This window comes from Mucilaginibacter sp. CSA2-8R, from assembly GCF_038806765.1.
Taxonomy (GTDB): Bacteria; Bacteroidota; Bacteroidia; order Sphingobacteriales; family Sphingobacteriaceae; genus Mucilaginibacter.
Genome location: NZ_CP152389.1, coordinates 2,679,711 through 2,705,360, shown reverse-complemented (window position 1 = coordinate 2,705,360; position 25,650 = coordinate 2,679,711). Strand labels below are relative to the sequence as shown.

Annotated in this window: 22 protein-coding genes; 8 read left to right on the top strand and 14 right to left on the bottom strand. The window is 41.3% G+C overall.

Translation table 11 applies throughout. The annotated features are described in order from the left end of the window. The 3 genes from AAGR14_RS11305 (at window position 1) to AAGR14_RS11295 (ending at window position 3,212) form a co-directional block, all read left to right on the top strand. The gene (locus AAGR14_RS11305) at window positions 1–1,125 is read left to right on the top strand and encodes a tetratricopeptide repeat protein (protein ID WP_342644320.1); all 1,125 of its coding nucleotides are present in this window, start codon (window positions 1–3) and stop codon (window positions 1,123–1,125) included. An 8-nt stretch (window positions 1,126–1,133) separates the two neighbouring features. Next, entirely contained in the window at window positions 1,134–2,387 is a 1,254-nt protein-coding gene (locus AAGR14_RS11300) for a hypothetical protein (protein WP_342644319.1), read from the top strand. A 258-nt stretch (window positions 2,388–2,645) separates the two neighbouring features. Further along, window positions 2,646–3,212: a hypothetical protein gene (locus AAGR14_RS11295; RefSeq protein ID WP_342644318.1), complete on the top strand. Its 567-nt coding sequence runs from the start codon at window positions 2,646–2,648 to the stop codon at window positions 3,210–3,212. A gap of 189 nt (window positions 3,213–3,401) precedes the next feature. Here AAGR14_RS11295 and AAGR14_RS11290 read toward each other — a convergent pair whose 3' ends face one another. Continuing rightward, window positions 3,402–3,935, bottom strand: coding sequence for a DUF4142 domain-containing protein (locus AAGR14_RS11290; RefSeq protein WP_342644317.1), 534 nt, complete (start codon window positions 3,933–3,935; stop codon window positions 3,402–3,404). 108 nt (window positions 3,936–4,043) lie between these two features. Continuing rightward, complete coding sequence (locus tag AAGR14_RS11285; RefSeq protein WP_342644316.1) at window positions 4,044–6,644, bottom strand: phosphoenolpyruvate carboxylase; 2,601 nt, start codon at window positions 6,642–6,644, stop codon at window positions 4,044–4,046. 160 nt (window positions 6,645–6,804) lie between these two features. On the opposite strand from AAGR14_RS11285, the gene AAGR14_RS11280 reads away from it, so the two are divergent. After that, a complete protein-coding gene (locus tag AAGR14_RS11280; protein WP_342644315.1) occupies window positions 6,805–8,994 on the top strand; it encodes an FUSC family membrane protein in 2,190 nt (729 codons plus the stop codon). Here the strand turns inward: AAGR14_RS11280 and AAGR14_RS11275 are convergent. The 3 genes from AAGR14_RS11275 to AAGR14_RS11265 all read right to left on the bottom strand — a co-directional run bounded on the left by AAGR14_RS11275 (window position 8,989) and on the right by AAGR14_RS11265 (window position 12,920). Next, window positions 8,989–10,341, bottom strand: coding sequence for a PhoH family protein (locus AAGR14_RS11275; RefSeq protein WP_342644314.1), 1,353 nt, complete (start codon window positions 10,339–10,341; stop codon window positions 8,989–8,991). The genes AAGR14_RS11280 and AAGR14_RS11275 overlap by 6 nt on opposite strands. A 564-nt stretch (window positions 10,342–10,905) precedes the next feature. Beyond that, window positions 10,906–11,661 (bottom strand): TIGR03915 family putative DNA repair protein, encoded by a 756-nt coding sequence (locus AAGR14_RS11270; RefSeq protein ID WP_342644313.1) that lies wholly within the window; start codon window positions 11,659–11,661, stop codon window positions 10,906–10,908. A 2-nt stretch (window positions 11,662–11,663) separates the two neighbouring features. Then, window positions 11,664–12,920: a putative DNA modification/repair radical SAM protein gene (locus AAGR14_RS11265; protein WP_342644312.1), complete on the bottom strand. Its 1,257-nt coding sequence runs from the start codon at window positions 12,918–12,920 to the stop codon at window positions 11,664–11,666. A gap of 96 nt (window positions 12,921–13,016) precedes the next feature. Here AAGR14_RS11265 and AAGR14_RS11260 point away from each other — a divergent pair, with 96 nt between their 5' ends. Next, the gene (locus tag AAGR14_RS11260) at window positions 13,017–13,430 is read left to right on the top strand and encodes an organic hydroperoxide resistance protein (protein ID WP_342644311.1); all 414 of its coding nucleotides are present in this window, start codon (window positions 13,017–13,019) and stop codon (window positions 13,428–13,430) included. Window positions 13,431–13,507: 77 nt separating this feature from the next. Here AAGR14_RS11260 and bioB read toward each other — a convergent pair whose 3' ends face one another. The 6 genes from bioB to ribD all read right to left on the bottom strand — a co-directional run bounded on the left by bioB (window position 13,508) and on the right by ribD (window position 18,896). Continuing rightward, the gene (bioB, locus tag AAGR14_RS11255; RefSeq protein ID WP_342644310.1) at window positions 13,508–14,515 is read right to left on the bottom strand and encodes a biotin synthase BioB; all 1,008 of its coding nucleotides are present in this window, start codon (window positions 14,513–14,515) and stop codon (window positions 13,508–13,510) included. A 28-nt stretch (window positions 14,516–14,543) separates the two neighbouring features. Continuing rightward, window positions 14,544–15,893 (bottom strand): magnesium transporter, encoded by a 1,350-nt coding sequence (gene mgtE, locus AAGR14_RS11250; RefSeq protein ID WP_342644309.1) that lies wholly within the window; start codon window positions 15,891–15,893, stop codon window positions 14,544–14,546. A 96-nt stretch (window positions 15,894–15,989) separates the two neighbouring features. After that, window positions 15,990–16,268, bottom strand: a complete 279-nt coding sequence (locus AAGR14_RS11245; protein ID WP_342644308.1) for a hypothetical protein — start codon at window positions 16,266–16,268, stop codon at window positions 15,990–15,992. Window positions 16,269–16,358: 90 nt separating this feature from the next. Next, entirely contained in the window at window positions 16,359–16,973 is a 615-nt protein-coding gene (locus AAGR14_RS11240) for a YigZ family protein (RefSeq protein ID WP_342644307.1), read from the bottom strand. Between the two features lie 6 nt (window positions 16,974–16,979). Next, complete coding sequence (locus AAGR14_RS11235) at window positions 16,980–17,783, bottom strand: EamA/RhaT family transporter (protein WP_342644306.1); 804 nt, start codon at window positions 17,781–17,783, stop codon at window positions 16,980–16,982. Window positions 17,784–17,846: 63 nt separating this feature from the next. After that, window positions 17,847–18,896 carry a bifunctional diaminohydroxyphosphoribosylaminopyrimidine deaminase/5-amino-6-(5-phosphoribosylamino)uracil reductase RibD gene (gene ribD / locus AAGR14_RS11230; RefSeq protein ID WP_342644305.1) on the bottom strand — a complete coding sequence of 350 codons (1,050 nt, stop codon included), beginning with the start codon at window positions 18,894–18,896 and terminating at the stop codon, window positions 17,847–17,849. A 33-nt stretch (window positions 18,897–18,929) separates the two neighbouring features. On the opposite strand from ribD, the gene prmC reads away from it, so the two are divergent. After that, the gene (gene prmC / locus AAGR14_RS11225) at window positions 18,930–19,796 is read left to right on the top strand and encodes a peptide chain release factor N(5)-glutamine methyltransferase (RefSeq protein ID WP_342644304.1); all 867 of its coding nucleotides are present in this window, start codon (window positions 18,930–18,932) and stop codon (window positions 19,794–19,796) included. A gap of 4 nt (window positions 19,797–19,800) precedes the next feature. Here the strand turns inward: prmC and xerD are convergent, their stop codons facing one another. Further along, a complete protein-coding gene (gene xerD / locus AAGR14_RS11220; protein WP_342644303.1) occupies window positions 19,801–20,700 on the bottom strand; it encodes a site-specific tyrosine recombinase XerD in 900 nt (299 codons plus the stop codon). Window positions 20,701–20,742: 42 nt separating this feature from the next. On the opposite strand from xerD, the gene aroQ reads away from it, so the two are divergent. Beyond that, on the top strand, window positions 20,743–21,162 hold the full coding sequence (gene aroQ, locus AAGR14_RS11215) for a type II 3-dehydroquinate dehydratase (protein WP_342644302.1): 420 nt from the start codon (window positions 20,743–20,745) through the stop codon (window positions 21,160–21,162). Window positions 21,163–21,235: 73 nt separating this feature from the next. Then, window positions 21,236–23,713 (top strand): mechanosensitive ion channel domain-containing protein, encoded by a 2,478-nt coding sequence (locus AAGR14_RS11210; protein ID WP_342644301.1) that lies wholly within the window; start codon window positions 21,236–21,238, stop codon window positions 23,711–23,713. Here the strand turns inward: AAGR14_RS11210 and AAGR14_RS11205 are convergent. Together AAGR14_RS11205 and AAGR14_RS11200 are read right to left on the bottom strand one after the other, a co-directional pair. Then, entirely contained in the window at window positions 23,682–24,746 is a 1,065-nt protein-coding gene (locus AAGR14_RS11205) for a glycosyltransferase family 2 protein (RefSeq protein WP_342644300.1), read from the bottom strand. The genes AAGR14_RS11210 and AAGR14_RS11205 overlap by 32 nt on opposite strands. Next, entirely contained in the window at window positions 24,743–25,627 is an 885-nt protein-coding gene (locus tag AAGR14_RS11200; RefSeq protein ID WP_342644299.1) for a lysophospholipid acyltransferase family protein, read from the bottom strand. The genes AAGR14_RS11205 and AAGR14_RS11200 overlap by 4 nt, the downstream gene beginning before the upstream one ends. Window positions 25,628–25,650 lie beyond the last annotated feature (23 nt).

Below are 25,650 nucleotides of genomic sequence, written 5' to 3'. Positions count from 1 at the left end.
ATGAAGCTATTAAGCCGTAAAATCATCATTCTGGTTTTATTAGGATTGTTTACCGCTCCTTTGGCGTTCGGGCAAACCGAAGCCCTTAAGGTTGTGGTAAACAATCTAGCTTACTATCGCCAAAAAGGCGAACTCAAGTACTTAAGCAATGCCAAAAAATCGGTAGACAGCCTGATTAAAACGCGTAAAGACTCATCCAATCTGGATAAAAATATTTACAAATCCATCGTTTACTCAAGCATAGCCTACATTGATTCTACCAACAAGTTAGGCAACCCGCCCGACTTTTTTTCGAAGACGGTGGATTTGATAGACCGCATGTCTAAGAACAAAAAAATCTACCGTTATCAAACCGAACTCAATTTCTCTAAACGTTGCCTGGCCAACGTTTTCATCCGGAATGGGTTTGATGATCTGCGTCACCTTAATTTTAACAACGCTGTTGTCAATTTTGAAAAGGCCCAGCGGTATGCACCCAAATTTGGCCAAATTAACACTTACATTGCTTATGCTAATGCCCGTGCCGGACGTTTGCAGGAAGCTGTAAAGTATTACAATACATTGTTAACCGCAGATAGCGTTAAGGCAGAATATGTGCTGGCTGCTACCAACATCTATAAGACGATGGGGGATACCTCCGAAGCGTTAGACGTGCTCAAAAAGGGAAGACGCTTATTACCGGCGGACAAAGGTTTGCTGCTCGAAGAGGCTAACATTTATAATAATCAAAACAATTATAAAGAATTAGAGCCGTTATTAAAGGATTTGATAGATGCTTATAACACGGACGCCAACGTGTTTTACATAGCGGCTAACTGCTATGATCATTTGGAAAAATACGATAGGGCAGAGTCTTTATACCTGCGCGCCAATGAATTAAACAGCACCGCTTACGAGCCTGTGTTTAACTTGGGACTGCTTTACATGAAGCAAAGCGCCAATAATAAAAATAAAGCAGAGGCAGATAAAAATTTATCGCGAGCTGGCTTATGGCTACAAAAGGCATATGAAATGTCTCCAAAAAACGTTAGGCTTTTAAAGCTTTTGCAATTGGTTTATACTAAAAACGGAAACGACGACCAACTAAACAAGATAAATTATAATTTGCAACAGTTCACTAATTAGATAAATCTATGAAAATTAAATTTTTGATAGCAGGTACCTTAAGCCTGTTTTCGGCTACGGTTTTTGCACAAAAATCTGAGCTTAACACGGCGCAAACAGAGTACGACAAGTATGAAACATTTCGCCAAAACAAAGCTATGGCAAGCATGGCTGGTACCAGCATTAACACTGCAAAAACATCGATTGACAAAGCCTCTGCCGATTCTAAAACCGGTGCCATGGCTCAAACTTTTGCTTTAAAAAGCGCTATTTACGGGGCTTTAGCTTACAACGACACCGTGGCCACTACCTCGACACCGCTTTATAACACATCGTTGGAGGCTATGAAAAAAGCGAAAGAGCTTGACACGAAAGGCGAATACAAAAAGTTGACTGACGCAGCCAACCAGTATTTGGCTTATCATCAATTAAATAGGGGCGTGAAAGAGTTTCAGGGTAAAAATTATGAGCAAGCTTACAAAGCTTTCGATTTTTACAGAAGCGCTTACCCTGAAGATACTACTGCGATCTATTACACAGGTTTAGCGGCTGTAAACGCCAAAAATATTCCGGTGGCCATCAACAATTATAAGAAGCTCGTGACAACCAACTATAGCCGTCGTGCAGATATCTATGCTGACTTGTCAAACTTATATTTGATGAGCAAGGATACCACCGGTGCTTTAAACGTTGTATCTGAAGGAGTTGGCAAGTTTCCAAACAATGCCACTCTACGCGGCCGCGAAGTGGAAATTGCTTTACAGCAAGGTAAACAAGCAGAATTTGTAGACAAAATTGAGGCTGCCATTGCTAATGACCCTAAAAATAAAACATTATATTTTTACTCGGGTGTAGCGTACGGTAAAATTGCTGATGCTAAAGATAAAGCTGCGAAAGCCGCTAAAGATGCTGCCACCAAAACTGCTGCTTTGAAGGCAAGAGACGAAGCCACTGCAAAAGCTACTGCTGCTTATGGTAAAGCTGTCGAAATCGATCCGAATTATTTTGATGCCAACCTTAATATGGGTTACACCTTAATGACTTCGGCAGTTGATGACTATAACACCGCTAACAAGTTACCAATGAGTAAGCAAGCAGAGTTTAAAGCTTTAATGGCTAAAGTAAATGCCGCTGCTGACAAAGCAAAACCTTACTTAGACAAAGCCGTAGAACTTGATCCAAAATCTGCAAGTGCTTTGGGTAACTTGCGTAACTATTACATTATTAAAAAAGATACTGTTAAAACTGCAGAGATCAAAAAGAAGATGGATACACTTCAATAATAACCAAGCGGCTCATTAATAGGTGAGCCGCTTTACTTTTAAGTATATTACTTAACATAATGTTAATTATAAGAATATTGTTTATCGGTATTATCAGGGTTGGTTAACGCGTACAATGTTCATGATCACAAGATAAAGTTTTAATATTTCGTCAGCTTCAAAACTTATCTGTCTAAAAATGATTTTAGCGGTTTGATTTAATGCGATGTTTTTAAGCATACAAGCGCGGTATTAATCTCTAAAGCACTATAATTGTGCATGTTTCGATATTTACTTAAGTTGAGTATTACCAGTTGTTGCCTTTTAATCACATCAGTTGTTGCTCATGCACAAAAGGGCGACAGCAAAAAAGATAGCGTTAAAGTACAACCGCAAACTTACCTACAACTATATTACAGCTTAACTAATACAGCCGGCACTTTGGCCGGTAAATCAAACCTGTCCCTCGAAGCTGGTAAACAATGGGACGTTTTTAGCTTAGGGATAGATATTGGCAAAACAACTCTTGAGCCTGCACATGGTCGTGATACGTCTATTTACCTGGAGATCAGACCAAATTTAAATGTTTTTCAGCAAGGGCGTTTCACTAACACCATCACTGTCGGTGTCGGTTATGTATTTGCTGCACAAAATAATTTTTTAACTGAGCTTACCTCTGGAATTGAATATAGCGCTACGGAACGCCTGCATCTCAATGTCAACTTTGGGCAGTTTTATTACAGCGGACGCACGACAGCTTTTTCTAATACCTTTTTTGGATTATCGGCTTCCTATTACTTTAAACCTTTTCGAAACCGGTCATCAATATTCAAACCCCGGGGATAAAGTTTTATGTCTTTGAGCTGGATTCATGCCCTGAGCACATCCAGTTAAATTGCAGCCCGAAAGACGAGAGAGATTGCCGTTGTTTATTTAATGGCTTATACCATTCTCTGATGTAGTCATATAAAAAACGAGTTAATGGGCTTACCAATTAACTCGTTTTCAAAGATGTTATAATTAAAATCTGTTTAATTATAACGAGGCGTTTATTGACTTGGCCGAGTTTAAATGCTCTTGTAATTTAGGCAGATATTTAGCCACATAGTTGTTAATTGTTTTGCTGGTATTGCGGGTCATATCGCTAAATAATGCAACTACTTTAGCATGATCAGTAACCATCATCGTCATATAGGCTTTGTCAAACTGTGGGCCGTTCAGTTTACTTAAGCTATCAATCATCATTTGATGGTCCTGACTAATTACATCGTCTTCGTGAGCTACGTATTTTTTATCTGCTATCTGCTGTAATTCTTTGCCGGCGGCAGTATGATCTGTAATCATCATGTTGGCAAAACCCACAACTTTAGGGTTCTGTGACTTACTTTTAGCTAAGGTAGCTGCCTTAATTTCAGCCAGCCCAGCTTCGTTGGCTTTTTTGATGAACGACAAAGCCATATCATCTACAAGCGTTTTCTCATTATAGTTTTTAGCTTTCCGATTGTCGTTACAAGCCGTTGCCGAAATTAAAGATAAGGTAATGGCGCCTAAATAAAGTAGTTTTTTCATGTCTAAAACAGATGTAGGTTTGCAGATTTATAAGTTTAACAACAAACTATAAAACTGGTTTCAACCTTGTTCTTTATTTAGGCGCTTTAATCAATAAATACCCTGGCACTAAGCCAGATTACGGCCGGCATTAACAATACCATAAACCGTACGAATAACCAACTTGCTATAGGCTGCTTTTAATTCATCAGTTTCGGCCGTTTTAAGCTTTTGCAACGCATAATGCTGTATCACTACCAGCGGCAATACAATACGCTCTCGCATCCCTATAGATCGCTTTTCAACCGGATATTCCTGCATCAATTCTTCGTTGCCGGTTAGTTGCAGTAACAAACTTTTAGTTAAATCGTATTCGTTTTTAAGCATTAGCCAAAAAGCACTGTAATGTTCATCATGCTCTAAATGCGCGGTGATACGGAAGTCTGATTTTGACATCGACATCATGCAATTATCAATCATGGTTTTAAAAAAGCCTGATGACTTATATAAGTCTACAACTTCTTGCCACTGACCCGAGTTTTTTGCTTTTTGCAAAGCTGAGCCCACGCCGTAAAAACCAGGAACATTTTGTTTTAACTGGCTCCAGGATGTTACAAAGCTAATGGCACGCAAGTCTTCTAGTTTTAACGGTGCGCCTGCGTTACGTTTGGTTGGCCTGCTGCTAATGTTGATGTTTGACAACAGCTTCAACGGGCTCATATTTTCCAAATACTCAGTAAATAAAGGATGCTTACGCAAAGCCATAAATTTATCAAAACTTTCATCAGCCATATTCGAAATTAGGCCTTTGTGGTTTTCGTCGAGCAGATCCCGATGATTTGGATGTAGCGCTGAGGCAATACCGGCGTTTACCAATTGCTCAATATTGTATTTGGCAGTTTCAATGGATCCGTATTGCGAACTAACCGTTTGCCCCTGAATAGTTAGTTGTATATGGTTGTTGGCAATCTCTTTACCCATCGCGGCGTAAAAACGATGAGTTTTACCTCCACCCCTTGCCGGTGGACCTCCTCTCCCATCAAAAAATGCCAATTCAATGTCGTACTTATTGGTGATTGCCGTTAATTCAACCTTAGCCTGGTAGATAGACCAGTTGGCCATTAGGTAGCCTCCATCTTTAGTACTATCCGAAAAGCCAAGCATAATCATTTGTTTGTTACCCCGTTTAGCCAGGTGCTCTTTATAAAACGGATGAGTATAGAGTTTTTCCATTACTCCGGCGGCATGCTTTAAATCGTTAACTGTCTCAAAAAGAGGCATAAAATCAATAGTTAGCGAATCTTTATTCCAACCACACCACAAGAACAAATTCATCAGTTGAAGAATATCTGATGCTTGCTGACAATTGCTAATAATGAAACGGTGACATGCTTTTTCGCCGTTATGCTCTTGGATAGTTTTCATCAGCCTGATGGTACAAAGCGTATCCAAGATCATAGGGTCGCCGTTGCCGCTAGCTGAGTTATCTTCACAAGGGTAATCTACTTCGTTAAAACTAATCAGTTTTAGTTTTTCGTCCTCACTTAATTGGTCGTAGCCTTCTCCGGGTAAACCGTTGTTTAACTCGGGTTGTTGTAAACCATGTAAAAAAACCGACCGCAATACACGGCTATCCTGCCTGATATCTAGCGATGCAAAATAACATCCGTAAAGGTTTACTTTTAGAGTTAGGTCTTCTACCAAGTCGGTAAATATGCCATCATGATCTTTCTCCAAGGTTGCCGTAATGTCTCCCAATAAGCGCAGCATTTCGCCTTGTAAATTCCCTGTATTAGGTTGAGGGTTAAAAGCATTGTTATAAAAAAGTTGCCCTAACTTATTCATGGGCTCTTCAACCCCTCTAAAAGTAACACGGCGTTTCAAGAGGCGGTAATCACGATAATAGCACCTGAATATAATTTGCCTAAGTGTAGCAGCAACTGTTTTAGTAGATTCTGTTTTAACGTTAGGGTTGCCATCGCGGTCGCCGCCTGGCCAAAAGCCGAGCTCGAAAATAGGGTGTGTTAGTGTATCAATACCAAATTCGTGGTTTAAGCGGGTTTGAATGTTGGCCAGGGCGTAGTAAAACACATTTTCTAAAAACCAGATCAGGTTGATAGCTTCATCGACCGGTGTAGGCGACGTTTTGTTGAAAAACGGAGTTTTGCCTAACTGCTGCAGTAAAACGTTAACTGTATTGATGTCGTTGGTTTTTAACGCATCAATTAAATCGGTCATAATTCCTAACACCGAACTTGGGTAAAACTGCGTTGGATGAGCAGTTAATACTAAACGAAGTGAAAAATTTTTAAGCTTTTCTGCAATCTTCTCGAAAGATTCATCACTGCTGGCGGCCTGTTGTAAAAGCCCCTGCAAAGAGCCGCTATCATCCGGACGAAATAATTTACTGAATGATGAGTCTTCGATAGCATCAAACAACACGACTTGCCTTTCGATATATTGTATAAAGCGGAACAAGCGATTAATCTGCTCGTGTTCATCAACGCCGGGCACTCTTTCGGCAAAAAACGACTCGATAATTTCTACCGGCGATTTAAGCTGCGCAACACCCTTTTCGCAATGCGAACTGAAAAAGGGTAGCAAAATACCGGTATCTTTTACCTGGTAGAATGGCAGTGTTAAGAAAAGGCTGTTGTACAGCTCGAAGCGGGTAATCACTTCCTGACTAAACACAGTTTCGCGCTGTGTGGTGGTTGAAGTTGCAGACATAGTTTATGAGCAATTAGAGCAGAGCATTGTTTATTAAACGGGCATAAATTACCGCATTACTTTTAATTATCAAACTTACATTGCAATTTATAGTTATTGCATAACCTTTAACTACTTTAAAGTAGGTTTATATATTTGCCTTAATAGTTGCTGCGAATTAATGTCTGACCAAACCCGCGAAATAAAAAGTTTCTTCTTTAGCCAGTATTTTTCTGATGGGTTGCGCATTAGCGCTGGTTTATTAGCGCCTGCACTCATTTTTGCGCAGTTGAATATGTTTCAAACCGGCCTCACTTTATCTTTAGGTGCGGCCTGCATGACAACGATTGATAATCCTGGTCCGCCATTGCACAAGCGCAATGCTATGCTTATTGGTAACGCAGTAATGCTATTAGTGGCTATAGTTACCGGCTTTGCCAGATATAACCTTTGGGCATTGGGCGCCGAAGTTACTTTTTTGGCGTTTTTATTTTCGATTTTAGTAGTATACGGTAACCGCGCTGGCTCCATCGGCTCGGCCGGACTACTGGCGCTTATATTTACGATGGACAAGCCCGTTCCACAAACAGAGGTTATACAAAACAGTATGATTATGCTGAGCGGAGGTGTTTGGTACATGCTGATGAGTATGCTGTTCTTCGGCATTCGCCCTTTTCGTGCGGCGCAACAGGCCCTGGGCGAAAACATAAACGATATCGTCGACTTTTTGCGTATTAAAGCAGACTTTTACCTACCTCAAACTGATATTGAAGAAAACTACCGCAAGCTGGTATCAAAGCAAGTTTTGGTAAGCCAACATCAGGACGCTTTGCGCGAAATGCTTTTTAAAAGCCGTGTGGTGGTGCGCGAGTCAACTAATTATAGCCGGATGCTGGTGCTTACGTTTATTGATCTGGTGGATCTGTTTGAGCAGATTATGGCTACGCATTATGATTATAATCACATGCGCGAGCAATTTGATAAAACCGGCGTACTCGAAGATGTTGGCCGTTTACTGCACCGCATGGGCGACGAACTGGACAGCATAGGCTACGCAGTGCTATCCAATACCTCCTATCATTCCACTGCTAATTTTGAAAAAGACCTGGAAGAACTTAAGGCAAAGATAGATGCCGTGGGTACATCTGAGCAAACCGGAAGCAATATGGTACTTAAAAAAGTGCTTATTAACTTACGCGACCTTAACCAAAAGATAGGCAACATTTACAGATACCATAAGCTGCGCTCAGCTAAAAATCAGCGGTTAATTAAAAATCCACACCAAGTGGTTTATGATCGATTTGTTGCAAGGCAGGATTATTCACCCCGGGTTTTGTTAGACAATCTAACGTTTAAATCTTCAACGTTTAGATTTGCACTGCGTGTAGCATTAGTTTGTCTGTTTGGTTTTATAATTACCAAAAGCTTAGGCCTACTGCACATAGTTAGCCATATAACCGGGCGGAACGTGGCTTTTGGATCACATAGCTACTGGGTAATCCTAACCATCATTGTAATTTTAAAACCGGCATTCAGCTTGTCTAAACAGCGTAATGTGCAGCGTTTGGTAGGTACTATTGTCGGCGGTATTATTGGTATAGCCGTGCTCACGTTTGTACACAACAACACCGTTCAGTTTATAATTCTGGCTGTTTTTATGGTTGGTGCTTACAGCTTTATCCGCACCAATTACATCGTAGCTATTATACTGATGACGCCCTATGTGATAATCATGTTCAAGTTTTTGGGTGTTGGTCATGTAGGTATTGCCGAAGAGCGTATTATAGATACGTTTATAGGCTCTATAATAGCGTTTAGCGCCAACTACTTAATATTCCCTTCCTGGGAGTCTGAACAGCTTAAACAAAGCTTATATGAGGTTTTAGAAGCTAATGCGGGTTACTTAATAAAAATTGCAGATAATATTAGCGGCATTACAGTTGATGTAACCGAATATAAACTGGCCAGGAAAGAAGTTTATATCAAATCGGCCAACTTATCGGCCATGTTCGAGCGCATGGCTTCTGAACCAAAAAACAAGCAGCACCGCAGTAAAGAGGTACACCGCTTTGTGGTACTTAATCATATTTTATCGTCTTACACTGCCACGCTGGCCTCGAGCGTATCAGGGAAAGATATGCATCGTTCCCGCCATGAAAACTTAAAGTTGGTGCGCAGGAGTATCAACGCACTAAATGATGCTGCCCGAAAGCTTGGCGGAACACCGCCTGAACTTACGCCCGACAAACCAGTTATGGAAGGCGCAGCCAGCACGGAGCTAACGGCTGACCAAAGGTTGCTGAACGAACAGTTGGGCTTTATCCATAAAATAACTATGGACATTGCTAAACTGGTTGACCGGTTTTTATAATAACTCGTTAGCCAGGTTGGCCAGTTCACTGCGCTCCCCTTTTTGTAAGGTGATATGAGCATAAAGCGGATGGTGCCGTGCTTTGTCAATCAGGTACGACAAGCCGTTACTTTCGGCATCCAGGTAAGGGGTATCTATCTGGTAAATATCGCCAGCAAAAATTACCTTGCTGTGTTCTCCAGCTCTTGATATGATCGTCTTTACCTCGTGTGGTGTGAGGTTTTGCGCTTCATCAACAATAAAGAATATTTTACTTAGTGTACGGCCGCGTATAAAGGCCAGTGGTGTAATCGATATTTTATCGGTAGCCAGCAGTTCGTCAATTTTATGCTGCATTTTTTCGTCGCCCGCAAACTGGTCTTTCAAAAATTTCAGGTTATCCCATATAGGCGACATATAAGGGTCTATTTTTGATTTGGCATCACCCGGCAAAAAGCCGATATCTTTATTACCTAAAGGGATGGTAGGCCGGGTAACAAATATTTGCCTGTAGTTTTTTCGCTGCTCTAAAGCGCTGGCTAAAGCCAACAGCGTTTTGCCGGTACCGGCATTGCCCTGTATAGTAATTAATTTAACAGCCGGGTTAAGCAAGGCATGCAAAGCAAAAGTTTGCTCTATACTTTTAGGATAAATATTAAATGCCGTTTGCTCAGCTATCTTTTCAACTTGTGTCGTTTGCAGGTTGTAGAATGCAGGTACCACGCCATTTTTACTATGTAATTTAATAAATAAATTACCTGTAGGCGGCGGTATTTTAAATTCCTCAATAGGCAGCACTTGCTTATTAAGCTGATTTAATAATTTTTCGGTTACTTTAGCTACATCGCCAAAGCCTGTATACAACTCCTCCAGGTTTTTTACTTTACCGGTTTCATAATCCTCGGCGTGGAGATTAAGCGCCTTGGCTTTTAAACGCAGGCAAATATCCTTCGAAACCAAAACAACTTTCTTTTCCGGGTTATCTTGCTGAAGAGCCAGGGCGGCGTTGAGTATACGGTGGTCTATTTTGTCGTTACCAAAAATAGTTTCGGCATCGCTATCCGGTAGCCGTTTATCTACAATGACCTTAAAACGCCCGATATTTTTTCGTTTAAGCGGCAGCCACTCCGTTAAAACATGGTTTTGAGAGTAATTGTCCATAAGCCTGATAAATCCGCGTGCCTCAAAGTTGCGCGTATCGTTACCGGTTTTCATGTTATCAAGCTCTTCGAGTACTTGTATTGGTATGGTAACATCATGCTCCTGAAAATTTTCGAAAGCATTATGATCATACAAGATTACGGATGTATCTAATACAAATATTTTTTGTTGAACTGTTGCTGACTTACTTTTTACCTCTTTGCCCATGCAGAAGTAAAATTAAAGATTTTAAACTTCGGGGGAAATTAAACCGGCAGAAATACTACGAATAGCTTTAAAAAACAAAAACGGAAGTGTCCACATTTACGCTTCTACTTCCGTTTTCTTAACTTTTAACTCCAGCCATAGCCGACTTTAAAAGCATTAAGTACGATTGATGTCATTAACCGACCCGCTTTTTTAGTATAACTACACACAACTCGCGTTGGTTTAATTATCACCCTTGCAATGGTCATTACTGTTTAATTTTCACTGTTCTCCGTAAAGTACGGTGTAAACTGTTTTTTAGTAATACCCTTTTTAACCTCATCCATTAGCTACAAAAACTTTCGCATTTGCATCTGCTTTCTGAATGGCATTAGAGACTTCCCATGATCTTTAGCTCTTCCGAAGATTCGCCCGATTCATTTTCCGTTACTCAAGGCTGTCAATGTACGTCGTTCTTAATAATACTAAGATAGCAGCCTACACCATACGTGTCAAGTAAAAAATGAAACATTTTTTACTTTTATAATTAAAACATTGATTGTCAAGTAAATAAAATTTATTATACTAAATTTTTTCAGTTAGAAATCGCCAATATCGTTTTGGAATATGCCTCATGTGCAGCTTAGTATTCTTTCGGGCAGGGATATTTACGCTGTTAAAATAATTTTTCCAAAGGTTTTGATATAAACCTTCGTCTTCGGTATAAGTTGATATCACATTATCGGGCCGCGTAGTCGAAAAGTCGAGTGCAATAAATTCAACGGCATGCAAATTATAAAACAAGCCATAATTGCGTCGCATATCGTAAATAATCCACTTTTGATCCGTGTAGCGATTTTTGAAATGTTTGCCTAATAGAGGTAGTATGTTGAAATCAGGCTCAATAGCCGAATAAAAAGTTTCGTCTTGTAGTTTCTGAAAACGTATAAAAGCCTCCATGCGGTGCTTTTCGCGCCTAATCATGCGTACCATCTCGGCCACTCGAAGCACGTATCGGTTGCCGTAGTCTTCTTCTACGTTTTGCACCGAATCTATGACGTAACGGATGTAACCCACAATGTTAATATCCTCGCCGTCCATACCAGCCATGTGAACAGCATATAGCCTTTGCAACGCTCCGGCAGACAGGCGCTTTTGTAAACCCTGCAAAACACGTCCTGCCCGTCTTTCATCAGTATGTACTTTAATCACGTCCTCAAAAAGTGCAGTAGCCAGCCACTCCCCTTTTTCAATTTTGATATGCTGCAAGCGGTGTTCGTAAATCTCAAATACAGCAGTTAACAATCCCTCAAAACTTCCGTCGTAAATTAGAGTTGTCATGGCTAAAATAAATTAAGTTGAGTTACCGAATTTTTTAAATACTTACTTTTTGATTGAGCTAAAATATATTGCTTGATGGCGCTACCGGTTAAATCGCGTCGTTCAAATTTTACGCTGCTACAAGTAATAAAGTATTTAGCGCGGTTTAAAGCCACACCGATTTTTTTAAGATGTTCCCAATTAAGCTTACCAAATTTGCGGGCACTTACAATTTTTTGGGCAGATTGCAAACCAACTCCCGGAACTCGTAAAATAAGCTGTAAGTCGGCCGTGTTAATGTCAATTGGGAACACTTGTAAATTGCGTAAGCTCCAACTAAGTTTGGGATCAATGTCGAGATCTAAATGAGGGTTTTGCTGATCTACAATTTCGTTGACTTTAAAGCCATAAAAGCGCATTAGCCAATCGGCTTGGTAGAGGCGGTTTTCGCGAACCATGGGCACGCTGGTATGCAATGCTGGCAAGCGATTATCGTTCATTACGGGCACATAACCTGAATAGTAAACGCGTTTTAAATTAAAATTTTTATAAAAATAATTAGAGGTATATAAAACCTGATGATCCGTTTCTGGGGTGGCACCGATAATCATTTGTGTGCTTTGGCCAGCTGGGGCAAATATGGGCGCCTTTTTAAATAGTTGTTTTTCCTCTGTACGCTGTATAATTTCTTTATTTAAAAAGCCCATGGGTTTAATCATATCCTGCCTGTTTTTTTCTGGTGCCAGCAGTTTTAAACCAGCTTCGGTAGGTATTTCCAGGTTGATGCTTAAACGGTCGGCATATAAACCGGCTTCGCGCATTAACTCATCACTGGCGCCGGGGATAGATTTTAAGTGGATATAACCGTTGAACTTATGCTCGGTACGTAGCTTTTTAGCCACCCGCACTAAACGTTCCATGGTAAAGTCGGCATCTTTAAAAATGCCCGAGCTTAAAAACAAACCTTCAATATAATTACGGCGGTAAAAATTGATGGTTAGATCAACCACTTCCTGTACGGTGAAGGCTGCACGTTTAATATCATTACTACTGCGCGAAACACAATAGGCACAATCAAAAATGCAATGGTTAGTTAGCAATATTTTAAGTAAGGATACACATCGTCCGTCCTCTGTATAGGTATGGCAAATACCGTTACTGGCATTACCTAACCCGTTATTATCATTTTTTCGCTTACTGCCGCTCGATGAACACGACACATCATATTTAGCAGCATCAGCTAAAATATTCAGTTTTTCGGTTATCCTTTCCTCATTCATATCTATTCAAAAATACCAATATTTTTAGTATTTCAAAATTTATGCCACTAAAACTTTAAACACCTTTTAAAGGTTAAGCCTTTAAATTTAAAAATCATGGAAAAAGTATATACGGCTGTGGTAACGGCAAAAGGCGGCCGCGATGGTCATATCAAATCGAGTGATGGCGTGCTGGATGTTGACTTGAAAAAGCCAACGGAGATGGGTGGCGAAGGTGGTGCGTTCACTAATCCCGAACAATTATTTGCAGGTGCTTATGGCGCTTGTTATCTGGGAGCATTAGGCAGTGTCGCCAAAAAAGATAATGTTGATGTAAGCGAAGCGACTGCCGAAGTACATGTAAGTTTTAACAAAGACGACAATGCTTATGCACTTTCGGCAGAACTACATGTACATATACCTGATGTTAGTCTAGAAGATGCGCAGCACCTGGCCGATAAAGCTCACCGGGCTTGCCCATACTCGAAGGCTGTACGAGGAAATATTGACGTCAAAGTAATTGCTGTTTGATAATAATCCAGTTTCTGTAAACAACAAAAGGGATTTACCGAAAGGCAAATCCCTTTTGTTTATTTTAATATAGGTAGTTATAAAAGTACTGCCTCTTCTTTTACCTCTTGCTGGTTTGGTCGGCCATTTTTAAATGCTTTGCGAGGAGTAAGCCCCAAAAGTTCAAACATGGCCATATCTTCGTCAAACGAAGGATTTGGTGTGGTTAAAAGTTTTTCGCCGGCAAAAATAGAACTTGCACCGGCCATAAAGCACAAAGCTTGTTCAACAGTACTCATCTCAGTACGGCCTGCCGACAAACGCACTACCGTACGCGGCATAATGATGCGCGCTGTCGCAATCATACGTACCATATCCCATACCGAAACCCGCGGCTGTTCGGCCAGTGGAGTACCTTCTACTGGCACCAAAGCATTTACCGGAACGGATTCCGGATGTTTAGGTAAGTTAGATAAGGTCTTCAACATCGAAATTCTGTCTTCTACCGTTTCGCCTAAACCGATAATACCACCGCTGCAAACGGATATTTTAGCTTTACGAACGTGTTCGAGCGTTTTTAAACGGTCATCATAAGTACGGGTAGTGATGATGCGTTTATAGTCCTCTTCAGAGGTATCTAAGTTGTGGTTATAAGCATACAAACCAGCATCGGCTAAACGCTGCGCTTGCGCTTCGGTAAGCATACCTAAAGTACAGCAAACTTCCATGTCGAGCTCATTAACAGCTTTAACCATTTCTATTACTTTATCAAAGTCGCGGTTATCGCGAACCTCGCGCCAGGCTGCACCCATGCATAAACGCGATGCACCGCCGGCTTTCGCCTTTTGCGCTGCAATTACCACTTCTTCTTTCGGCAATATGGCATGCACATTAACACCGGTTTGATAACGGGCAGCCTGCGGGCAATAGGCACAATCCTCAGGGCAACCGCCGGTTTTAACCGAAATCAGCGAACTGATTTGCACTTCAGCGTAATCCTTATTTTCGCGATGCACGGTAGCTGCGCGATAAATTAAATCCAGTAGTGGAGTATGGTATATTTCAGAAATCTCTTCTTTGGTCCAGTCGTGTCTTACTTCATTCATCTGACGAACATTTAAACTGAGGGCAAATTTATAATAAAAGCTTTGTTGCCAACCATAGCGGCATTAAAAAACCAACACAATCTGTAAAAGTGGTAATAATAATAGATGATGCCACGGCTGGGTCGATACCTAAACGTTTAAGCAACAACGGAATACTGGCACCCGTTACTCCGGCCACGATCAGGTTGCCGGTCATGGCTAAAAACATTACTAAACCCAGCATAGGGTTAGAATCGTATAACAACGCAACCACAAATACAATTAAACCGGTAGCTGCTCCATTAACCATCCCCACCAAAAATTCTTTCACTACTGTTACGTAAGCTTGTTTATCTGACAGATCACTCAATGATATACGTCTTACGGTTACTGCCAGTGCCTGAGTTGCCGCATTACCGCCCATCCCGGCTATAATAATCATGTATGCCGATATGATGGGGAGTTTTTTTGCTGTGTCTTCATAACTGCGAATAACTGATGCAGCTAAAAACGCTGTAGCTAAGTTAATCACCAGCCAGGGCAACCGACTTTTAATAGCATCCTGCCAGCCACCGCTCAGTTCCTCATCTTCAGAAACACCGGAGATTTTCAGGATATCCTCGGTGTTTTCCTCTTCCAGTACATCAATAATGTCATCCACTGTAATCCGGCCCAATAACTTCATGCGGTCGTCAACTACCGGAATGCTGGTTAGGTTATATTGAGAAAATAGTTTAGCTACTTCTTCTTGGTCAAGATCGGCTTTCACATATACAAAATCACTGTTAACCAACTCCCCTACCGTAACTTGTTTTTTAGCTTTAATAATATCTTTGATAGAAAGCAATCCTTGCAGCTCCTCGGCATCATTTACAGCGTAAAGTGTGTAAAACTCTTCCATCTCTTCCGACTGATGGATGATAGCTTCAAGCGCCTCATTTTTTGTACTACTGGTGTTTACCTTAATGAGGTCGGTGTTCATCAAGCCACCGGCAGTATCTTCGTCGTAGGTGAGCAGGTTACGAATGGCCAACGCGTCTTCATGATCCAAATCATCCAATATCTCTTGCTGGTCGCTTTCGTCCAGTTGAGAAATCAGGTCGGTCGCATCGTCATAGTCCAGTTCTTCAACAATCTCCGAACGTTTTTCAGGTGTTAAATTAACAAGTAATTCCGCCGGATGATGTTCTTCATCCATTGATGATATTACGTCCGAAGCAGTTTCTGCAGAAAGATTATTAACAATTCGTTCCCGCTCCGCAGGTGACAGATTATCAAAAAGTATGGCTATTTCGGAGCTATGATATTGCTGCAGAACCTGTTGCAAACCGGCCTCATCACCATCAAGGGCGGCTTTAAGGCGTTGCAGGTCTGTTTTGTCAATATCAAAAGGTTGCATATTGCACAAAATACAAATAATGACCCAGATGAAGCCAAAAAAGGGCAATATAACTCATATCACCCTTTTGTTTAAAAGCATTTACGGCAAAGATTTTCAGGCTACTTTTTGTAGCTTGTAAGAAGTGTTGTCGTGGTTGATCACCAGTTCGTTTTGGTCAATCGATTCAATCATAATTTTACGTTCGCCAAGGCGGTCGTAATTGTGGATTAATAGATAATAACCATCTTCATTTTTGATGAGGCGGAAAGGCGACACAATAGTACCTGCAGGTTGAGTTTCTTTGAAAAACTTGATTTTAAGCAAATGTTTTACAAAATCAAACTCGAATCTTCTCTCGTTTTCGAGATAAATCCCAATTGGCAATGTGTTCATGATGTTTAATAGGTTAGATAATGTATATACTAAATTAAATAGTAGCTACTTGATTTCCAAGTAAATCGAATCAATTATTTCTAAAAAAAATTAACTACTATATAGAAATTTAGCGTGAATATTATTTAAACCATTCAGCCGGTCTATTGTTTTATTCACCTTCGATTTTCTGACCTCAACGGTGATGCTGCAAATGTTGTCTGCTGTTTGCGATAAAATATGTAACCCCTCCTCTTTGATGATACGCATCACATCATTCATCATCAGATAATCAAACTCGATGGCATAAATATCATTAATCACCTGTTCGGTAACACCAGCGGCGGTTATTGCTGCTTCTGTAGCCGCTTTGTAGGCGCTAATTAAGCCTGGCACACCCAATAATCTGCCGCCAAAATATCTAACTACTACTACTAAAGTGTTGGTGATGTTTTTAGATAGCAAAACATTAAGAATGGGTCGCCCGGCTGTACCCGAAGGTTCACCATCATCATTAACCTTAAAAACAGACCTGTCGGGACTTAAGCGCATTGCCCAGCAGTGGTGATTTGCCTTGGGGTGCAAAGCTTTAAGTTGAAGCAGCAACGGCTTAACATCAGCATCGGTAGCAATAGGGAATGTAAAAGCAATGAACTTGCTGCCTTTGTCGGTACAAGTAGCCTCAGCATGTTGTTTTACGGTAAGGAAAGTATCGTCGAATAGCATAAACGATTAAGCAGAATAACCAATGATGATGATGGCAGCCACCGCAAGTGCGATACCCAATTTATGTAAAATGCCGAGTTTTTCTTTAAAAACAAGTAAACCTACTAACGTTCCGGTAGTGATAACGCCAATGTTCATGGCGGTAAATACCGTTGACGGGTCGTGCTCTAACGCACGATGCGCTTTTAAATAAAACAGAATATTGCCAAAATTGAATAAGCCAAGTATCCACCCAAAAAAAATATTGCGAAATAAAAACCTTCTCTTTTTAAATTTAACCTGGTAAATAGTGCCGATAATCGACACTGCAAAGGCTAAAACGTAAACCACAAAAAGTGAAGCTGTATAAGGCGCAGTTTTATTTAAAGCCATCTGTTTAAACAAAATATCGATTACGCCTATACCCAAAAATACACCTAACAAATAAATCCAGGTGCTTTTATTGCTTTGCGCAACCACGTGTTTTTTTTGCCAGGGTATCAAGCAAAAAATAGCAGCAAAACCTGTGGCAATACCTATTCCCTTCAACAAACTTAGATGGTCGCCAAAAAGCAAAAAAGCGGCACTTAGCGAAATTAGTAACGAAAGCCGTTGCGCCACATCTGTACGTACAATGCCCGCGTTGCGGACAGCCGCTGCCATTACGTAAAATATAGCTGGCAGCAGTACGCCTAATAGCAAATAGATGTTGAATGGTGCATTAGTGATGCTGGATGGCTGTGGTTTTAAAAATATCCAGGTTAAAAATGCAGCAATAGAATAATTCCAGGTGATGGCTTGTACAACGTTAATCTGGTAACGCCTTGCCATCTTAAGCAAAACAGAAACCAGGACGCTGCAGCAAACACTAAAAAAAATATAAAGCATGAATAGCTATTGGTTGTAAATAATCTGCAAAGTGTCATTCCCTATCGCTACAGGCTTTGATGGTGTTCCGGAGCATGTGGGGGCCTTGATGCCATCAGGCATTAAACTCTGACCGGTAAATATACGCGCTTCATCCCATAAATTGGCTTCAATAAAACTGTTCAACGTATGTGCACCACCTTCAATGATTACCGACTGGATGTCTTGCAGATAAAGCTGGAACATAATATACTGAGGAACAAAGCGGTCAAAATCTTCTAAGGCAATATACTTGATGTTGTCCTGTATATCGGTTTTAAACGCGTTGAAAATTAATGTCTCTACAGATTTATCGAATAAATGAAGATGCACGGGCAGCTCCAGGTTACGGTCAATAACAATGCGTTTAGGCGATTTACCCGGCCATAGACGCGCATTTAACTGTGGGTTATCTACAAGGGCTGTGTTTTTGCCTACCAGAATGGCGTCCTCTTCGGTACGCCATTGGTGTACCAACGTTTTAGCTTCCGGCCCGGTAATCCAGTATTGCGAACCGTCTGCCGGGGCAAAATAAGCGTTAGCCGTTTGAGCCCATTTTAAAATGATGTAGGGCCGCTGTTTTTGTACCCGCGTAAAAAAGCGCTTGTTTAAGTTTAAACATGCCTCCTCCAATATACCAACGCTCACTTTGATGCCCGCTTGCTGCAATTTTTCAATGCCTTTGCCATTCACCTGATTAAAAGGGTCACGACATCCCACAAAAACCTCAGGGATTTGATGCTTGATGATTAAGTCGGCACAGGGTGGTGTTTTGCCGTAATGGGCGCAGGGTTCTAAAGAAACATAAATGGCAGATTGTTTCAATAAGTCCGCGGCCTTGGTGCCAAATTTTTCCAGAACATCATTGATTGCATTAACCTCCGCATGTGCTTTACCATATTGCTGATGGTAACCCTCGCCGATAAGCTTGTCCTGAAATATTATAACAGCACCCACCATCGGGTTCGGACTTACTTTGCCGGCACCTAAACGAGCCAGCTCAATACAGCGTTGCATATAAATTTGGTGATCTGCCATCGCGCAAAAGTAGCTTTTATGTTTCTTTGTTGCATGGAAACCGTTAAAGATGCCTACGATCAATTTAAAGCCCAGCTCGCGCTACTTTATCATTCACAAGAAGCAGATGCGATGGCAAGCGTGGTATTATCGGATTTAACCGGATATTCGAAAGCTAAACTGAAAGCGTTTACTGATGATACGATTAGTCCGGAACATCAGTTACAGCTACATAAGATACTGGAGGAATTAGTGACGGGCAAACCGATACAGTACGTGCTGGGACATGCCCACTTTTATGGCCTGAATTTTAAGGTAACACCGGCCACGCTGATCCCCCGCCCCGAAACAGAGGAATTGGTACAGTGGGTGCTGGATACGTTGTCTGATGTCGGCCAGCCGACGGTATTAGATGTCGGCACTGGTAGCGGCTGTATACCTATCACTGTTAAATACCAATTACCAAATAGTAAGGTGTTTGCAATTGATATATCAAGCGATGCATTAACTGTTGCTCAAGACAACGCTCAAACCAATGGCGTCGACGTGACGTTTGTGGAGGCTGATGTTTTAAATATGCAAGCTGAAGAAATAGCTAAACAATGCTATCAGGTTGTGATTAGTAATCCGCCTTACATCACTGAAACCGACAAACTACAGATGCACAAAAATGTGACGGATTTTGAGCCACATACCGCGCTTTTCGTACCTGATACTAACCCGCTGTTGTTTTACACAGCGATAACTGATTTTGCTGCAACGCATCTTGTAAAAGGTGGCTTTCTGTTTTTTGAAATTAACGAAAGTTACGGTAGTGCCACTATGGATGTGATGAAACAAAAAGGCTTTATTAACGCCGAGCTGCGCCAGGACTTAATGGGTAAAGACCGGATGATCCGCGCGGAATGGCCGGGGGCATGATGTATTAACTGCGGGGATGATATTGAATGATGGTACTTTTGAGATAATCCCTATCCAAGTGGGTGTAAATTTCGGTTGTAGTAATGCTCTCATGGCCCAACATATCCTGCACAGCGCGCAGGTCGGCTCCACCCTCGATGAGGTGAGTAGCAAATGAATGCCTGAAAGTGTGAGGGCTAATTGTTTTTTTTAACCCAATAGCTCCAGCGAGTTGCTTAATCAGCATAAAAATAAAAACGCGGGTAAGGCGTGTGCCTCTGCGGTTTAAAAATACGATGTCCTCCTCGCCTTTCTTTACAGGTACATGTACCCTGCTGTATTGCAGCCATTGCTGCAACGCGGTTATAGCAGTTTGGCTAATTGGAACCAGCCGCTCTTTGTTACCTTTACCGGTTACCTTAATAAATTCAATATCGAGGTATAAATTAGATATTTTAAGTTCTGTTAATTCAGTTACCCGCAAGCCGCAGCTGTACAGCATTTCTAAAATAGCTTTGTTTCGCGGTCCGTCAGGCTTAGATAAATCAATGGCAGCAATCAGATTATTAATTTCGTCGTAACTTAACGTGTCGGGCAGTTTACGCTGAATTCTGGGCGACTCTAACAAAGCAGTCGGATCTGCCGTTATGAGGTCTTCCATAAGCATAAATTTATAAAATGCTTTGATTCCCGAAAGTATCCGGGCCTGGCTGCTCGGTATCATCCCTAATTCATTTATCCATTGCAAAAAATCTCTCAGGTGCTGTAAGGTAATCAACTCCGGACGAATAACAGTGGCCTGTGTTTCAGCAAACTGCTTAAGCTTATCTATATCCCTGCTGTACGACTCTATCGAGTTAGCTGATAAAGACCTTTCTAACTTTAAATAATCCTGAAACCCCTTTATCGCCAACTGCCAGTTCACTTGTTTCTGTATTTATATTTTTATAACTAAGTTTGAAAGGTAATGAAAATACAGATTATCAACGGACCAAATCTAAATTTGCTTGGCATAAGAGAAAAGTCAATTTACGGCGATAGCAGTTTCGAAAGCTATTTTGCTACACTGCAGCAACGCTACCCGGAACATGAGTTATCTTATTTTCAAAGCAATAAAGAAGGCGAATTGATTGATAAACTGCACGAAGTTGGCTTTGATTATGATGGGATTATCATAAATGCCGGTGCATATACCCATACATCTATTGCCATTGCAGATGCTATTGCAGGTATCAATACGCCTGTAGTTGAAGTGCATATCTCAAACGTCTACAAGCGCGAAACTTTCCGTCATAAATCAATGCTGGCGGCTAATTGCGTTGGCGTAATTGCGGGCTTTGGCTTAAATTCTTATCGGCTTGCGGTTGAGCATCTCACCGAAAAATAGTAACTTCTTTAAAACTACCACGTTTAAGTGTTTGGATATTGTAATTTAGAAAGGTATTTTCCGTTACTCAAAAATGCTTAGCTGGTTCGAATCGTGTTTTATTAAATACATTGCAGTTTTTGCTTTAATGCTGCCGTTTGCCGGCTTGGCGCAAAACAAAAAGGCTGCTACGCGTTCCATCAGCGATTCGCTGCGATCAGATATTTTAAGACGCGATTCGATGATGAGGTATTACAAAACCTCAGATACATCTACAAACAATTTACTTCAACGAATTGAGTATTATACGCTGTCTTTCAATCAGATAAATAATCATCTGTCTAAACGGCTGGATACAGTCGATATAAGTCAGAAATTGCCACGTCTCGAAAAATCAACAGTAACCATTCGCAATCTAATTATGCGCGACCGGTCGGGTACGTTAAGGTATCTATACGCTATCCGCGATATTTTAAATAAACGGCAAGACCAGCTAAACATCTGGCAAGAAGAGCTAAAGGCCATTAACGAAAAACTGGCGGATATTAACGAGCAAATAACGTACGTAAACCGCGACTCGATGTTCCGGGTGTTCCCGGCTGACAGTACGCTCAGGTCTACTTTTTTAAAGCAACGTTCGGGCATCGAAACCAAGGCGCACAAGCTGGATAGCGTTAACAAAAAAGCGCTGTTGCGTATTGGCTTAATGCAAAATCGGGTAACCTCGGTTTATATTAATATTTTGGAAGAAAAAGACCTGATTAACTCAAAAATAAGAGCTTTTGGGTTAAATGCGCTTAACTGCGAGTACGGTTACATCTGGAATATGAAACCTGCGGTAGGCACAACGTTTTTGTCATCGTGGGATAGGACGGTGAACATGAATCTGCGGTTATTCAGGCTACTGAATGACGAAACGTTAATGCACTTATTAGGCTTCATAATCTTTTTCAGTTACTTATCATGGCTTACTTATAACCGGCGTAAGATTATTAAAACCAAATCAGACCCTAAAAATGTTTTTGCACAAACAAAGTACGTGGCCATCTATCCCGTTACGGTAAGCTTGTTATTAACTTCGCTCATCATCCCGTATCTCTACAATCAGCCGCCAATGGCATTTTTAGAGATCGTTTCTTTAGTGTCGATGGGCTGTGTGGTATTTATTACCTTTAAAACCTGCCCTAAAGAACATTTTAATTTGTTGGGTAAACTGTTCGGTTTAACGTTGATATACAGTATCAGTAACCTGTTTGTCGAAGTATCTAACGTAGACCGCGTAGCAGTATTGATTGTTGCTTCGACAATTATTTGGCAATGCTGGCTGGTGCTAAAACGTAACGCAGCTTCCTATCAATTAGATATTCCGTACAGCAAATTAGCTTTAACGTTACTGATTATTTTACAGGCGGCATCGGTGTTGCTTAACATTGCCGGGCGCTTTAGCCTGGCTAAAATTATTGGTGTAACTGCAGTTTACAACTTTTGGCTGGCTTTATGCCTGTATTACTTTGTGCAAATCATTATTCAAAGTATGTTTTTGCAGTTAGAAGCTAACAAAACTGATAAAGACAGCATTAGTTCTTACCTGGATTTTAAACTATTGCAGGGTAAGCTACGAAGCATATTATTTGTGATTTCCGTTTTAATGTGGGCGGTTACATTATTGCAAAATTTAAGCGTAGAGGATGGTGTTTTTGCCCTTATTGGAAGCTTTTTAAATCAGTCGCGAAAACTGGGCGGCACGTTATTTACCTTTGGCAGCATAATTATCTTTGTAGGTGTGGTTTGGTTATCTACTACCCTGGCACGTATAATAACCTACTTTTATGAATTTGTACACCAGCACAAAACAGCCGACGGAACTCAGAAAAAAGCCCGTACATCTCTACTACTTATCCGCATAGGCGTTATAAGTATAGGTTTTTTACTGGCAGTAGGCGCTTCTGGTTTTCCGTTAGATAAAATTACCATCATCATTAGTGCTTTAGGTGTGGGCGTGGGTTTCGGTTTGCAAAACATTGTAAACAACCTGGTGTCGGGTTTAATTCTGGCATTTGAAAAGCCGGTACAGGTGGGTGATGTAATTGAAGTGGCCAGCCGAAGCGGGACCATTAAAGAGATTGGTATGCGCTCGAGTAAAATTGCCGCCGGAAACGGCGCGGAAATAATTATACCTAACGGCGACCTTATATCGCAGCATGTGGTGAATTGGACACTAAGTGATAGCAGCCGCCAGGTAGAGTTGATGATTAGTGTAGCCTACGGGTGCGATATTGAGCAAGTAAAAAACCTGCTGCGTAACCTCCTGGCCAACCGTGATGACATTATGGTTAAACCTGCCCCGGTGGTTTATCTTGATCACCTCAGTCAATCATCAGTTGATTTTAAAGTGCAATTTTGGGCTGCTGATATATCGATGTGGACGCAACTGAAAAGCAAAGTATTATCTGCAATTTACAGTACTTTGATGGCTGAGGGTATTGACATATCCCAAGGCAAACAGGAAGTTATTGTACACCTGCCTTCCAATATCCGGATTAATGAAAATCCTTCGGATTCAAATCTGTAAAGCGGGTTTTCTTTTTAACAAAAAACTGTACTACAATACTGCGCTTGTACAGGCCCCTTAAATTAGCAACATGTTGTGGCTGTTCATGATGCATTTTTTCTAGGTATACTTTACTTTTTTTTCTGCTTTGCTTAAAAAAGCTTGCCACAAAGCTCTGATGTGCTCTGCTTACTGCCCATGCGTCTTTACGCTTACCTTCGCCTAAAAATCTGATTAGCGCTAAAAAGTCAAGCCAAAATCTAAATCCTATAACCCAGGCCGAACGCACCGGCGGCATGTTCTTTTTGAGCAGCAACAGGTTGTTGCGAAAGTTTAAGTAGGTTTTAAATGGGTTTTCGGTATTCAGTGTGCCGCCGCCAAGGTGGTAAACAGTGCTTTGAGCACAGTACATTACTTTGTAGCCTTTGTTTTTTAAACGCCAGCACAAATCAATCTCTTCCATGTGTGCGAAAAACTGTTCGTCAAAGCCACCTGTTTCTCGCCAGCAACGGCTCCGTATAAACAGCGCTGCACCTGATGCCCAAAACACTTCTCCGGATTCATCGTACTGCCCTCGATCTTCTTCTACATCAAAAAACAAACGGCCGCGGCAAAACGGATAACCCAGATTATCAATAAAACCGCCCGCTGCACCGGCATGCTCAAAATACGTTCTGCGGTCGAATGCTTTAATTTTAGGCGCGGCGGCAGCAATGCGGTCATCTGCCTCCATCATAGCAATCACTGGTTCAATCCACCCGGGTGTAACTTCAATATCAGAATTAAGCAGGATGTAGTAATCGGCGGCCACTTGGTCAACCACTCGATTGTAGCCACCGGTGTAACCGTAATTTTTATCATTCCCGATAACCTTGATTCGGTCGCCGTATTCGGATTGAACAAACGCTACGGAACCGTCAGATGAGCCGTTGTCTCCAACCACAATATGCAAGTCAGGCCATGTACTGTTGAGTACAGACGGTAAAAATTGCTTCAAATGGTGTATACCGTTCCAGTTTAAAATTATAACGGCAACCGTAGGTTGAGTACTCATTTAGCTATATCCTCGGGCTTGTATTTCCACCGTTTATGCGACCACAGCCAGTACTGAGGCTCTTCGCGGATAACCTGTTCCAGATAGCGCACATGTGCGTTGGTAATTTCGTACTCGGCGGTGTGTTTGGCGTCATAAAATAAAGGCACGAAGTTACAATTATAATATCCTCTTTTTATCCGGCGTATATCACAAAATATAACAGCGCTGTTCAATGATTTAGCCAGTTTTTCGACTCCTAAAAAAACGGCAGTGGGCTGGTTTAAAAAGTTTGTAAAGTAAGTTACTTCTTCGCGTGAAGGTATTTGGTCACTCACTAAAAGTGTCATGGTTTGCTGTCGTCGTAACTCTACCATTTTTCGCATAGCGCCTTTCATAGGCACCAAAGAGGCGCCAAAGCGCGAACGCATCCTGGTAAAATAGCTGTTGAAAATGAGATTATTCAACGGTTTGTAAACCACCAAACGTGGTTTATCGGTAAGTATACTAAACTTTAGCGCGCCCAACTCCCAGTTACCGTAATGGCCCACAGCGCCAATCACACTTTGCCCGCCGGCAAATGCTTTTTCAACAGCTTCGTAATTAGTTACCGTAAAGCGGCGGTCAACCTGCCGCCGAGAGATGGTTCTGAGCTTTACAGTTTCTACCATCAGGTCGGCTAAGTAACGGTAGTATTTCTTTTCGATCTGTTGCCGTTCGTGTAACGGCTTTTCGGGAAAAGCGTTAGCCAGATTTTGCTGCACTACTGCCCGGCGGTATTTAATTACGTAAAATAAAACCAGGTAAATAAAATCAGCAATCAGATAAAGTACAAAAAAAGGCAGCAATGAAATCAGGTAAAGCAAAACCGTACCTAAGCTTGAAAAACCTTTTCTTATCATTACTTTCGCAAAAATTGAAGTTG